General features: G+C 46.5%; 14 protein-coding genes. 13 read left to right on the plus strand and 1 reads right to left on the minus strand.

The window, feature by feature from the left end; all coding sequences use genetic code 11:
- Positions 1–3: 3 nt before the first annotated feature.
- Complete coding sequence (locus UWK_RS07315) at positions 4–711, minus strand: TIGR04211 family SH3 domain-containing protein (protein WP_015403722.1); 708 nt, start codon at positions 709–711, stop codon at positions 4–6.
- Between the two features lie 141 nt (positions 712–852).
- Here UWK_RS07315 and UWK_RS07320 point away from each other — a divergent pair, with 141 nt between their 5' ends.
- The 13 genes from UWK_RS07320 to UWK_RS07375 all read left to right on the plus strand — a co-directional run bounded on the left by UWK_RS07320 (position 853) and on the right by UWK_RS07375 (position 12,070).
- Entirely contained in the window at positions 853–1,764 is a 912-nt protein-coding gene (locus UWK_RS07320; RefSeq protein WP_228130045.1) for a radical SAM protein, read from the plus strand.
- 56 nt (positions 1,765–1,820) lie between these two features.
- Positions 1,821–2,666, plus strand: a complete 846-nt coding sequence (locus tag UWK_RS07325; RefSeq protein ID WP_228130046.1) for a CvfB family protein — start codon at positions 1,821–1,823, stop codon at positions 2,664–2,666.
- Entirely contained in the window at positions 2,663–3,145 is a 483-nt protein-coding gene (locus UWK_RS07330; RefSeq protein ID WP_015403725.1) for a GNAT family N-acetyltransferase, read from the plus strand. Before UWK_RS07325 ends, UWK_RS07330 begins: the two co-directional genes overlap by 4 nt.
- 1 nt (position 3,146) lies before the next feature.
- Entirely contained in the window at positions 3,147–4,103 is a 957-nt protein-coding gene (locus UWK_RS07335) for a D-2-hydroxyacid dehydrogenase (RefSeq protein ID WP_015403726.1), read from the plus strand.
- Between the two features lie 47 nt (positions 4,104–4,150).
- The gene (locus UWK_RS07340; protein WP_015403727.1) at positions 4,151–4,972 is read left to right on the plus strand and encodes a glycerophosphodiester phosphodiesterase; all 822 of its coding nucleotides are present in this window, start codon (positions 4,151–4,153) and stop codon (positions 4,970–4,972) included.
- Positions 4,973–5,023: 51 nt separating this feature from the next.
- Positions 5,024–5,719 carry an aspartate/glutamate racemase family protein gene (locus UWK_RS07345; protein ID WP_015403728.1) on the plus strand — a complete coding sequence of 232 codons (696 nt, stop codon included), beginning with the start codon at positions 5,024–5,026 and terminating at the stop codon, positions 5,717–5,719.
- Positions 5,691–7,310, plus strand: a complete 1,620-nt coding sequence (locus UWK_RS07350) for an NAD(P)/FAD-dependent oxidoreductase (protein ID WP_228130047.1) — start codon at positions 5,691–5,693, stop codon at positions 7,308–7,310. The genes UWK_RS07345 and UWK_RS07350 overlap by 29 nt, the downstream gene beginning before the upstream one ends.
- Positions 7,311–7,327: 17 nt before the next feature.
- Entirely contained in the window at positions 7,328–7,693 is a 366-nt protein-coding gene (locus tag UWK_RS07355; RefSeq protein ID WP_015403730.1) for a translation initiation factor Sui1, read from the plus strand.
- A gap of 4 nt (positions 7,694–7,697) precedes the next feature.
- Positions 7,698–8,381, plus strand: a complete 684-nt coding sequence (locus UWK_RS07360; RefSeq protein WP_015403731.1) for a DUF2293 domain-containing protein — start codon at positions 7,698–7,700, stop codon at positions 8,379–8,381.
- On the plus strand, positions 8,378–9,670 hold the full coding sequence (locus UWK_RS07365; protein WP_015403732.1) for a DEAD/DEAH box helicase: 1,293 nt from the start codon (positions 8,378–8,380) through the stop codon (positions 9,668–9,670). The genes UWK_RS07360 and UWK_RS07365 overlap by 4 nt, the downstream gene beginning before the upstream one ends.
- Before the next feature lie 107 nt (positions 9,671–9,777).
- Positions 9,778–9,912: a hypothetical protein gene (locus UWK_RS19960; protein ID WP_265588644.1), complete on the plus strand. Its 135-nt coding sequence runs from the start codon at positions 9,778–9,780 to the stop codon at positions 9,910–9,912.
- Positions 9,913–9,953: 41 nt separating this feature from the next.
- Entirely contained in the window at positions 9,954–10,931 is a 978-nt protein-coding gene (locus UWK_RS07370; RefSeq protein WP_015403733.1) for a chorismate synthase, read from the plus strand.
- A gap of 143 nt (positions 10,932–11,074) precedes the next feature.
- Positions 11,075–12,070, plus strand: a complete 996-nt coding sequence (locus UWK_RS07375) for a transposase (RefSeq protein ID WP_015403734.1) — start codon at positions 11,075–11,077, stop codon at positions 12,068–12,070.
- Positions 12,071–12,282 lie beyond the last annotated feature (212 nt).

Below are 12,282 nucleotides of genomic sequence, written 5' to 3' on the forward strand. Positions count from 1 at the left end.
GTGCTAAAGCAGAGACGATCTTTTTTTTCGTGATCCTCTGACAATTCCCCCGATGATCATTCCAAAGACGAGAACGCCGCCACCGGCAAGAAACCATTTGAGAGTGTAGTTGCTTCGCAGGGTTTCGTTTGCCTGTTCGAGAAGAGCCATTTTTTTGGTAAGTGTCGCGTTTTCCCGGGAGACTTTTTCCATATTGCTTTTGATCTGAACAACGTCTGCGGTGTCTTGCTGCAGTTTCTTATAACTGGCCTGGATCTTGTTTCTTTCACTTATAGCCGAATCGCGTTCCTGCTCTGTACGAAAGAGCGCTTCCGATACTGTGTCCAGCTGTTGCCGGTTCTCGGCTTCTTTCTGTAGCATCTCATCTTTTTGTGCACGCATTGAAGCGACGAGTTTATCGAGGGGTGGCTCGGTACTCAGAAAGCGTTTGAGTACCCAGCCCTCTTTGCCGTTGTCAAGCAGGATTTTGGCAAATTCTTCACCTTCTTCGATGAATTCCACCGCCGTTCCGTCCTTTACCATGGCGACAATTTTATATTCAGTTCCCTGGCCTCTTCTGACAACAGCTTCTATGCTTGGCCGTATGTAGCGGGTTTCTGCCTCAGCCGATATTCCTGAGAACAGTATGGTGCTGAACTGGATACAGAGAATGAAAATTAAAAGGTTGATCGGGAGTGATGGGGATAGGCCTTTTGTCAGTTTTGAGGGCATATATATATCCTTGGTTGTATAATTGTTTGTGGGCGAAGAATCATACAGTCATATGGTAATAGGGATCTTTTCTGTTATAACCCAATAAATATAAAAGTGGTAGGTTCTGCTGTTGTCGAAATTGTAAAAATGAAAAAGGAAATGATGAGGAAGATTGCTTTCGGTTATTCAACACGATGTAATATCAGGTGTGAACACTGTGTCGCGGCTGATGACGCCCGCAAAAATGAAAAGATGAAGCTGTGCCGGGCCAAAGAGATTATTGCTGAACTGGCTGCTGCCGGGGTTCGCGGTATAAGTTTTACTGCGGGTGAACCACTCCTCTATCTTGATGATATTGCCGAACTGGTGAGTCTATGCAGAGAATATGAAATCTACACCAGGGTTGTCACCAATTCCTTTTGGGCGAAAAGCGCTGATCTTGCAGACAGCTATACCCTTCTGCTCAAAGAAAGTGGGCTATCGCAGTTACGTTTGAGCTACAGCCGCTGGCATCAAAAGAATGTTCCCCGGCACCATATTGTTAACGCTGCGGAAAGTTGTCAGAAAGCAGGTCTTGATTATTTTGTTTCATTCGTAACCGACTTCTCAGAGGATGATGATGGCTATGAACAGTATCTTCGGGAACAGAAGTTGCTGTTTTTTCCAGAACCGGTAATTTTTTCCGGTAGAGCGCAATCCTTCGAACGTTCCGCCTTGCGTACTGATTATCAGGAAAACTGCTGTTCCATGAATCCCTATCTTGCTCCCAGTCTCGATATGTACGCCTGTTGTGATGCAGGCAGCCATTTTACACGGACAAATTTCTTCCATCTTGGTAATCTGAAGGATAATACGATTGAGGAAATGTTCAGGAAAAGTGAAGGGAACAGCCTGTATAATCATATCCGCTCCACAGGCATAACTGCAATTGCATCTTTTGCCGGATTTCGAGCACGCGAAATCGTTGGCTATAGAAAATGCGAACTGTGTGAAAAAATGTTTAACTCTCCAGAGTTGCTTGGGGCGCTCGAAAAAGAAGCGGAATCGGGATTGAAGTCCTGGCACAGATAAGTTTATTTTTTCTGCTGCGGCAGGATGCGCGTGTTGCGCTACAATGACAGGGTGAAATGATGGTAGAGATTGGAAAAATTAATAGACTTGCGGTGGTGAGTACTCAGGGCCACGAAGTCCGCTTTGATGGTGGAGAGCTCGGAGACATTCTTCTCGATGAAAAGTTTGTGTATGGAAGATATCACAAGGGCGATGAGGTTGAAGTATTTGTTTCTGTTGATGGGGATGACAGGCTTTTTGCCATTACCAGTAAACCCTATGCAATGGTAGGGGAGTTTGCCAGACTCCGGGTGGCAGCAACTTCTCCATCAGGTGCCTTTCTTTCCTGGGGGATGAAAAATGATCTTTTGGTCCCGAAGAGTGAACAGCTTAGTCCCATGAAAGAGGGCGAGTCCTACGTTGTTTACGTCTTTTTGAGTGAGAAAACAAATCGTATAACGGCTTCTTCAAAACTGGATAAATACCTTGGCCTCTCCCCCCCAGATTATAAAGAAGGCGAAGAGGTTGATCTTCTCATTTTTGACAGGACTGATCTTGGATATCAGGCAGTTATTAATCAGGCACACATTGGAATGCTGTTTAAAAATGAGGTGTTTCAGAAACTCTTTATCGGTCAGAAACTGAAGGGCTATATATATAATATCCGGGAAGATTCAAAGATTGACCTGAGGTTACAGCTGCCGGGATATGAGAAGGTGGATGGAGTCTCTCAGGCAATCATTGACATCCTGAAAGAGAATGGCGGCGTAAGTTCTCTTTCTGATAAAAGTCCGCCGGAGGAAATTTATGCCCTCTTTGGAGTGAGTAAAAAGGTTTTCAAACAGGCGATTGGTGCCCTTTATAAGAAACGCATCATTACCATAGATCGCAGTAGCGGTATAAGGTTGGTGAAGAAGAAATGAAAATACGTAAAGTGAGTCCAGAGTTACAGCCCAAGGCGGCGGCCCTGCTGCGCAATGCCTTTCCGCGAAGTAATTATGAAGTGCGGCTGATGGAAAATCTTCACAAAAACGGCAGGGAGGTCCATGAGTGGGTCTGTCTCCATGTCAATAAGGCTGTGGCCTATATTGCCTTTTCCAGGGCTTATAATGGTGTTGAGGTATGTGGTCTGCATCTGGCACCTCTGGCTGTTAAACCTGAATTTCAACGGCAGGGGATAGGGTCGGAGTTGCTGCGTTTTGCCCTGCGCCAGGAAGTCATTCAAACGATGACACTCTTTGTTCTCGGGAATCCTGAATTTTATAAGAAGTTTGGGTTCAAACCCTGTACCAATCCTATTTGTCCCTTTGATAAAAAAAATAGACATTTTTTAAGCATTCGTAACCCTGAAGTCGCACGATTTACAGTGGGATATGAACCTGAATTCAACATTGGGGCATAGAATGACAACAGGTACTACCATTTTGATTATCCACCATGAGCAGGATCGCTATTTTGATACCCTGTGCAGGCGTTTTCCTGACCTTCTTTTTCATAGTGCTCGTAACGATGCTGAAGTTGCACAGAAGATGGCTGAATTGCAGCCACAGATCCTGCTGAGTTTTCGTTGTGATCCCATTTCCACCAAAGCCCAGAGTATGGCTGCACGAACTCCCTGTGTGAAATGGGTACAGGTGGCAGGTGCCGGATATGATCATTTGGGGGATCTGGATGAACTGAAGTGCCAAGTTACAAATTGCTCCGGCGTGTTGAGCAGGTTTCAGGCAGAAACGGTCATCGGGGCAATGATCAATCTCAACTTTGGTTTTTACCGTTATCAGCAGCAGCAACGGGAAAAGCTCTATCGGAAATTGCCTTGGCGTTCCTTGGAGGGGCAGAAACTCCTGCTTCTCGGAATGGGCCATATTGGGAGGGCTGTGGCTGTGAATGCACGTCACTTTGGTATGCACATCACAGCCATCCGATCCAGAATACAGGATTCGCCGGAGGCCGATGTCGTCTGTACTGCGGATGAGCTTCCTGTACTATTACCGGAAGTTGATTTTGTTTCACTGCATCTGCCCTACTGTAAGGAAACGCATCATTTCTTTGATGCGAAGATGTTTGGGGCTATGAAAGAGAGCGCATATTTTATAAACACTGCCCGGGGGAATATTGTCGACGAGGATGCTCTTATTGCTGCCTTGAAGGAAAAAAGGATCGCTGGTGCCTATCTCGATGTTTTTCGTGAGGAGCCATTGCCTCAATTGAGTCAATTGTGGCAATTGGATAATCTTTTATTAACTCCTCACTACTGCGATGCCGTAGATGATTGGCACGAGCGGTTTGCAGATTTTTTTGCAGATAATCTTCAGCGCTGGATTGCCGGGGAGGAGTTGCATAATAGTCTTAAAAAATAGGGACGAATGGGATTTTTTTCGAACCAAAAGGTGGGCTGAGATTTGTAATGTTTTTTGAACATGTACCCAGAAGGGGGCTGATATGTGCTCATCGTGGGGCCCGTTCTATTGCTCCTGAAAACACACTTCTGGCCATGACCATGGCGAAGGCATGCGGTGCGCACTGTTGGGAAACAGATATCCGGATGAGCAAAGATGGTAAACTGATTGTTTTCCATGACGATAGCCTGGAACGTACCACGAATATTGCAGTAAACAGGGCATTAAAAAAACATCCTGATTGCAGTGTTAATTGCTATACACTGGCAGAACTGCGTGAGCTTGATGTCGGTTCCTGGTTCCTGTCCGATGATCCCTTCGGGGCGGTTGCCAGTGGTGAGGTTGCGGACGTTCAATATGAGACAATCAAGAGGCAGCGAATCCCCCTGCTTCGTGAAGTTCTGGATTTCAGCAAGAAGCACTCTTTTCCTGTCAATCTGGAAATTAAAGATCTGAAAACGCCATCCGGTGACGTTCTTGTTGTGGACAGGATCATGGAGATGCTTTTTGAAACAGGAACCATGGATATGGTGCTTCTCTCCTCCTTTCGCCATGAATACCTTCACCGGGCTCGAGCGTTGAATAAGGAAATTGACATAGCAGTTCTGGCAGAAGAACAGCATCCTCAGGATCTTATTCAGTACCTCAGGAGTTTTCAAGCCGCTGCCTATCATCCGAATGTGGATATATGTGACGAAGAGCTCATCAATGGGTTGCAGCGTGCCGGTTTCCGGGTTAATTGCTGGACAGTCAATGATATGAAAAGGGCGCAGGAGATACTTCGTACAGGGGGGGGAGTAATAACAGATTGGCCCCAGCGTCTGATATGAATAAGGATGTAATAGCCAACTGAAAAAAGTATGAAGGAGAGATACGAGGGAATGAAAACAATAGGGATGCTTGGTGGTATGAGTTGGGAATCAACAGCCAGCTACTATAAGGCTCTTAATGAAGGTGTAAGAGATGTTCTTGGTGGCTTGCACTCTGCCAGAATCTCCATGTATAGTGTTGATTTTGACCAGATTGAAAAGCTGCAGCATCAGGGCGACTGGCAGGCTACAGCCGAAATTCTTTCTCAAGCCGCCCGCAGTATTGAAGCGGCAGGTGCAGATTTTTTACTTATCTGTACCAACACCATGCATAAGGTCGCCCCGGAAATTGAGGCAGCAATCGGGATTCCTCTGCTTCATATTGCCGATGCCACGGCAGAAAGGCTTGTTGCAGACAAGGTGAAACGGGTAGGCCTTCTTGGAACCCGATTTACCATGGAAGAAGACTTTTATAAGGGCAGGTTGACGGATAAATACACTATTGAGGTCGTGGTTCCTGATAGTGATGATATGGACATTATCCACAAGGTTATCTATTCTGAGCTTTGTCTCGGAAGAGTTTCAGAACGGTCACGGCGGAGATATCTTGATATTATAGACTCTCTGTGTGACAAAGGCGCGGAGGCTGTTATTCTTGGCTGTACGGAAATCGCATTGCTCGTACAGCAAAAGCATACCTCTGTGAGACTTTACGACACAACAGAGATTCATGCCAGGCATGCGGTACAACTGGCAGTACAGGAATGAAGAGAGGAGAAGCATTGCTTTGGAGCTGGTAATCAATAACATCCAGATCCCCGTCGAAAAAGACGGGATGGATGAATACCTGCGCCTTGCAGGGCAGAGGATGGGACTGGCTCCTGAAGAAATTACGGTTACAAAAATCCTCAGTAAGGCCCTTGATCTGCGCAGTCAGGAGCAGTTTTATTATAAAATGTCACTGGTCGTCAGTACCGATGACAAGTATCCCAACGGGCAGAAGTTCAGTCCCTATATACACGCTGAAACTGCAGAAAAAAAGACCGCGCAGATGGAGGAACGGCCAATTATAGTAGGATTTGGGCCTGCGGGTATGTTTGCAGCTCTTGAACTTATTTCTCATGGTCTTAAACCCTTAATTTTTGAACGGGGCAAAAAAATAGAAGAGCGCTCTGTTGATGTGGAGCGCTTTATCAAAGAGCGGAAGCTCAATCCCGAATCAAATATTCAATTTGGTGAAGGGGGGGCTGGCTCCTATTCGGACGGGAAGCTGTTTTCAAGAAGGAATAATAATACTTCCACCGTCAATCGGGTTCTGAAAACCTTTGTCAAATTCGGTGCCCCACCGGAAATTGAGTACATCAGCAAACCCCACCTGGGAACGGATGTGCTGTGTGAGATAGTGCGCAATATCCGCCTCCATGTTCTCGAGCGAGGTGGTGACATATATTACGGTTCCAGAATGACTGATATCCTGATCACAGGAGGCAGGGCAAGAGGGATTGTCATTAATGGTGAGCAAGAGTTTCTTTCTTCACATATCTTTATTGCGCTTGGTCACTCTGCACGTGATACCGTCGAGATGATGCATACAAGAGGCGTTGCCATGGAACAGCGGCAGATTTCCGTTGGGGTGAGAATTGAGCATCCAGTGCAGACCATAAATCTGATGCGTTATGGCAAGAAGTATAATGGTTTTCCCGGACTCGGCGCTGCCACCTATTCTCTGAATCATACCAATCGAAAAATTCGTCGTGGGGTCTATACATTCTGCATGTGTCCCGGGGGAGAGGTGGTGAACGCCTCCTCAAGTGAGGAGATGCTGGTGCTCAACGGAATGAGCTATTCGGACAGGGCATCGAATTTTTCAAATGGTGCACTGGTTGTCAGTTGTCACCCCAGTGACTATAAGTCAGACAGTCCCCTGGCAGGCTTTTCCTTCCAGAAGGATATTGAGCAGAAGGCCTTTCAGGCAGGTGGCGGAAACTGGTCTGTTCCCGCCCAGAATCTGATGGATTTTCTAGGTGAAAAAGGCTCGACGGGTGTGCAGGAGAACTCTTATAAGATGGGTGCAGTTCCTGCTGATATGAGAGAGCTCTTCCCGGAGTTTGTGATCTCGGAGCTGCTTGTTGCATTTCACAAATGGAGGGGAGAAATACCTCTTTTTATATCTCACCATGCGATACTGCTGGGGGCTGAAACACGAACCTCTTCACCCGTTCGGATATGCCGCAATGAGCAGTTTGAGTCAGTCAATACGAAAAACCTCTACCCAATAGGGGAAGGCGCGGGGTATACCGGTGGTATCACCAGCTCTGCGGCAGATGCAATAAAGGCTGTGGAGGCACAGCTGTTGTAGGATAATAGTTAAAGAATATGGCAAGGAAATCCTCAAAAAGCAATTCCGGTCTTGTGTACTCTACTGAATCCGGCACCATGTGTCCCGGATGCAATAAACAGCAGAAGAAGTGTGCGTGTAAGCAAACACAGGCCATCCCAAAAGATGGTATTGTCAGGCTGATGCGGGAAACCAAGGGGCGTAAAGGAAAAGGGGTTACCCTTATTAATGGTCTGCCGCTTGCCCCTGTGGAGCTGAAGAAATTTGCAAAACTGCTAAAACAGAAATGCGGCAGTGGCGGCAGTGTCAAAAATGGAGTCGTCGAAATCCAGGGCGATCACAGGGACACGTTGGAGAAAGAATTAGCGTCACGTGGTTATACAGTAAAACGGGCTGGTGGTTGAAAATATGGCTTATACACATCGCATAGTTCAGCCCAGTAGGATAGAGGGCACCGTCTTTTCAGAATCGGGGGAGCGACTCACCCCGCCGCGAGGCTGGGCATTTCTTGAGGCAGGAGATGCCGCGGTAACCAGAAGTGTCAAGGCAAAGGGTGAAACCTGGGTGGTACAGATCCGTAAAGGGAGACGGATGAGCACGAGAGGAATTTGGGCCAGAGAACAGGATATCCATGAATCACGCAAAGAGGTTGAGGCAAAAAAAGCCACTCCCGAGTATGCTAAAAGGCGTTCAGCAGATCTTGCCAGGCGTTCCCTGAAACAGGAACAGTATCATGTGGATTTTTGCACTGAGGTTATTCAATTCCTTGGCTTTCATCCACGTTACCAGATGGAAGCGGCATTTCTTGGAAAAAAGATAAGCGAACATGCCACTCCCGTTGGAAGTGGCACGGTTGCTCGAACTGAACGAATCCCCATAGCTGCACGTGCAGAGGCGGCCACTATCGCCTGGATGCGTCATCGGACTACGGCCTATGATTCCATGAGGATTGCCAGAGTGAAAGGTAAAAGAAGGGAAATCCGCAGACAACTAGCGGCGCAATCAGTCAAGGTATTGCAGGCATATCGCCAAGGTGATGAACCGGGCGATAACTGTCCTCTACAAAAGGTATTACTGAAAGAAAATATATGAAATTTGAATCTCTGGGGCTATCTGCCCCTGTTTTACAGGCCGTTACTGAGGCTGGATACGAAATGCCTACTCCCATCCAGGTTCAGGCAATTCCCGCAGTACTTGAAGGCAGAGATGTGATGGCTGCTGCTCAGACAGGAACAGGGAAAACTGCAGGTTTTGTCCTGCCCATACTGGAGCTGCTGGTAAAGGGAAACCGGGCTCGGGTGAATCAGGCGCGTGTTCTTGTTCTCACTCCTACCCGTGAGCTTGCAGCTCAGATTGAGGCGAGTGTTACGACCTATGGTAAGCATTTAGCTCTTCGTTCCGCCGTGGTTTTTGGTGGGGTAAAGATCAACCCCCAGATGATGAAGTTGCGTAAAGGGGTGGATATTCTCGTGGCAACCCCGGGCCGGCTTCTGGATCTTCATCGTCAGAATGCGGTGAGCTTTAAACAGCTTGAAGTACTGGTTCTTGATGAGGCGGATAGGATGCTGGATATGGGATTTATCCACGATATCCGTAAAATATTGGCCGTCTTACCCAGAACCCGGCAAACGCTGATGTTTTCTGCGACCTTTTCAATCGATATTCGGAGCCTTGCAAAAACACTGGTTCGTAATCCTGTTGAGATTTCGGTCACTCCTCCTAACAGTACCGTTGAGGCCATAGAACACTGGATTGCACCCGTTGATAAAAAACAGAAACCAGCCCTCCTTGCCCATCTGATCACTAAACAGAAGTGGGAGAGAGTATTGGTGTTCAGCAGAACCAAACACGGGGCAAATCGGCTCACCGGTTATCTGGAAGGGAATAAAATCACTGCAGCAGCGATTCATGGCAATAAGAGCCAGAACGCCCGTACAAAGGCTTTGGCTGATTTTAAGGAAGGGCGAATTCGAATCCTGGTTGCGACGGACATTGCAGCACGCGGCATTGATATTGACCAGCTGCCCCAGGTAGTGAATTTTGATTTACCCAATGTGGCAGAGGACTATATTCATCGTATTGGTCGCACTGGTCGGGCTGGCTCTGCTGGTCAGGCCATCTCTCTGGTCAGTGCCGATGAGATGCCGCAGCTTGTTGATATAGAACGTCTCCTTAGAAAGCTGCTTGAGCGGAGACTGATAGAGGGTTTTGAGCCGGTGCATGAGCTGCCTCAGTCACGTCTTGATCTTCGTCCCGTGAAACGAAAAAGACCGAAGAAACCAAAGACAGGACATCTGGATGGTCAGCGTTCCGGTTCGAATTCTCAAGGGAATCGACCGGCGTGCAGCAGGTCAAAATCAAGATCGAGACATAGGTCGTAATTGGCAGTTGTATGAGAAAACGGATACGAATAGATATCGATTACCGTAAGGACTGTTGATGGGGTTTTAAGGACGTGCGGGCACGTCTCAAGAGTATGGATTACGGAATGGAGTTTCATTTTTTCTGTGTCCCCCATATGGCTGACCGGATGAGAAAACTGGTACCCGAGAGTGGCGGTGAGATCACTAACCGAGATGACCGATCCTATGGTGTGGTGTTATCTGTTCGTAAATGTGTATGATAAAAAGACAGCACTTTGTATGAATACAGGAGAATGTCATTATGAATAGTTTTGGCCATATGTTTCGAGTTTCCATTTTCGGTGAAAGCCATGGTATCCAGATTGGTGTGGTGATCGATGGCTGCCCTCCAGGAATAGCACTTACTGAGGATGATCTTAAAGAAGATTTTGCTCGGCGGCGTGCTGGTGGTCGTGGCACAACTCCGCGGGTTGAGCCGGATATCCCAAGTATTGTTTCCGGTGTGTTTCAGGGAAAAACAACCGGAGCGCCACTCACCATCGTTTTTGAAAACACCAATATTAAATCGGGCGATTATTCTAACCTCTGGGATCAACCGCGACCGGGCCATGCCGATTATACAGCCCAGCAGAAGTACAGCGGGTATAATGACCCGCGGGGTGGTGGTCATTTTTCAGGAAGGATTACCCTGGGTATTGTGGCAGCAGGGGTGGTTGCCAAGAAGATCCTTGGTTCAGTTTCCGTCACTGCCACGCTGATCGAGGCGGGTGGCAGTAAAGATATTGCAGCAGCGGTGGAAGCAGCTATTGAGGCTAAAGACTCCATCGGTGGTCTTATTGAATGTCGCTGTACCAATATGCCTGTGGGGCTGGGGGAACCGTTTTTTGATTCTGCGGAAGCATTGATTGCCCATATGGTTTTTGCCGTACCAGCTACCCGAGGTATTGAGTTTGGCTCAGGCTTTGCTTCAGCGTCCATGAAGGGCAGTGAACACAATGACTGTATCACCGACGAAGAGGGGAAAACAGCCACAAATAATGCCAGTGGCATAAATGGCGGCATCACCAATGGTAATGATATTGTCTTCCGGGTACCTATTAAGCCTACATCAAGCATAGGTCTTCCCCAGGATACCTATAATTTTAAAGAAAAATCTGTATCTACCCTTCTTATTGAAGGGCGCCATGATGTGTGTATTGCGATCAGGATTCCAGTGGTTATTGAATGTGCAACTGCCATTGTTCTCGCAGACTTGATGCTGCGCGAACGCAGGGGCTGATTTGCTTATTTGTTTTCCAGTATAGCCGAAATCCAACGGTATAAGTAATTATTAGCTATAGTTGTTCATGGAAAATAAATGAAAAAAAGTGGGGGTCAAGTCTTCCTTTGACCTTTGAACCGAATGTGTGATATAGTAAAAATATGTCAAGACCACTACGTATAGAATATCCAGGCGCCTGGTATCATGTTATGAACCGGGGTAGGCGAAAAGAGAAGATATTCTTTTCGCCAAAGGATTATGAGCTTTTCCTCACCGTCCTTTATGAAACCGCGGAAATATTTAATCTCAAAGTTTCCGCCTACTGCCTTATGCCTAACCATTATCATCTACTACTCCATACCCCTGATGGTAATATCTCTCGCTGCATGAGGCACATCAACGGCGTTTATACCCAACGCTTCAATCGAGCAAACAAAAAAGACGGGCAGTTGTTCCGCGGACGTTTCAAGGCTGTCGTTGTGGATAACGATAATCATCTCCTTGAGGTGTTGCGCTACATCCACAACAATCCATTGCGGGCAGGGATGATTGAAAATGCGGATGATTTCAAATGGAGTAGTTATAAAGGATATTGTTCCAGGGCCAAAAAGTGGGATTGGTTATATAAGGATTTTTTATTGGCCATGTTTTCTGACAATCAAGGTCATGCCAGGAAGATATACCTGGAATTTATGCAGGAACAGGAATCAGAGAAAATTCTAAACTTTTATACGAAGAAAAATTTGTCTTCCATCCTCGGTAATGATGGGTTTAAAGATTGGATAAGGGAAAGGTTTCAAGAGTTACGATTTAAGCAAGATATACCTAAATCGAAAGAACTTGGGTTGAGAGGGGATATTATCAGAGAATTGGTGTGTAAAGAATTCAAGATTGGACATGATGAGCTCATGCATTCAAAACGTGGATCAATGAATCTTTCACGGGATGTGGCCATTTTTCTGCAGAGAAAATATTGCGGTCAAACCCTTACTGAATTGGGCGTGGATTATAACATTGCCAGTTATAGTAGTGTAAGCAGTGCGTTTGAGAGAACAAAGTTGCGATTGTTAAAAGATCGGAAACTACAAAGAAGGGTGTCCAAAATTGAAACCAAGCTCAACAAAGGTCAAAGGGAGACTTGCCCCCCCCCCTCTTGACCTAAATAAGCAAGCAAAATATCAATTTCTCTCTTTGCGGGACGAGGCGAATCGACAGACACAATTAGTGTGATAGTCCACTAAGGTACCACTTGTTTGACACCCTTTATCTTTGAATCTCCGTCATATTATAGAACAATTTAGAGAAAATTAGAACACAAAAAAAACTAGACTTGGGCCAAACTGGGTCAGGTGATTGAGTTTTGCAGATA

The organism is Desulfocapsa sulfexigens DSM 10523 (genome assembly GCF_000341395.1).
GTDB lineage: Bacteria > Desulfobacterota > Desulfobulbia > Desulfobulbales > Desulfocapsaceae > Desulfocapsa > Desulfocapsa sulfexigens.

What these genes read in the sequence shown, in the direction of transcription:
- UWK_RS07345 (WP_015403728.1), top strand. Translation starts at nt 5,024, where the DNA reads ATGAAAACAATAGGGATGCTTGGTGGTATGAGTTGGGAATCAACAGCC.
- UWK_RS07365 (WP_015403732.1), top strand. Translation starts at nt 8,378, where the DNA reads ATGAAATTTGAATCTCTGGGGCTATCTGCCCCTGTTTTACAGGCCGTT.
- UWK_RS19960 (WP_265588644.1), top strand. Translation starts at nt 9,778, where the DNA reads ATGGAGTTTCATTTTTTCTGTGTCCCCCATATGGCTGACCGGATGAGA.
- UWK_RS07330 (WP_015403725.1), top strand. Translation starts at nt 2,663, where the DNA reads ATGAAAATACGTAAAGTGAGTCCAGAGTTACAGCCCAAGGCGGCGGCC.
- UWK_RS07340 (WP_015403727.1), top strand. Translation starts at nt 4,151, where the DNA reads ATGTTTTTTGAACATGTACCCAGAAGGGGGCTGATATGTGCTCATCGT.
- UWK_RS07370 (WP_015403733.1), top strand. Translation starts at nt 9,954, where the DNA reads ATGAATAGTTTTGGCCATATGTTTCGAGTTTCCATTTTCGGTGAAAGC.
- UWK_RS07350 (WP_228130047.1), top strand. Translation starts at nt 5,691, where the DNA reads ATGCGGTACAACTGGCAGTACAGGAATGAAGAGAGGAGAAGCATTGCT.
- UWK_RS07325 (WP_228130046.1), top strand. Translation starts at nt 1,821, where the DNA reads ATGATGGTAGAGATTGGAAAAATTAATAGACTTGCGGTGGTGAGTACT.
- UWK_RS07355 (WP_015403730.1), top strand. Translation starts at nt 7,328, where the DNA reads ATGGCAAGGAAATCCTCAAAAAGCAATTCCGGTCTTGTGTACTCTACT.
- UWK_RS07335 (WP_015403726.1), top strand. Translation starts at nt 3,147, where the DNA reads ATGACAACAGGTACTACCATTTTGATTATCCACCATGAGCAGGATCGC.
- UWK_RS07360 (WP_015403731.1), top strand. Translation starts at nt 7,698, where the DNA reads ATGGCTTATACACATCGCATAGTTCAGCCCAGTAGGATAGAGGGCACC.
- UWK_RS07375 (WP_015403734.1), top strand. Translation starts at nt 11,075, where the DNA reads ATGTCAAGACCACTACGTATAGAATATCCAGGCGCCTGGTATCATGTT.
- UWK_RS07315 (WP_015403722.1), bottom strand. Translation starts at nt 711, where the DNA reads ATGCCCTCAAAACTGACAAAAGGCCTATCCCCATCACTCCCGATCAAC.
- UWK_RS07320 (WP_228130045.1), top strand. Translation starts at nt 853, where the DNA reads ATGATGAGGAAGATTGCTTTCGGTTATTCAACACGATGTAATATCAGG.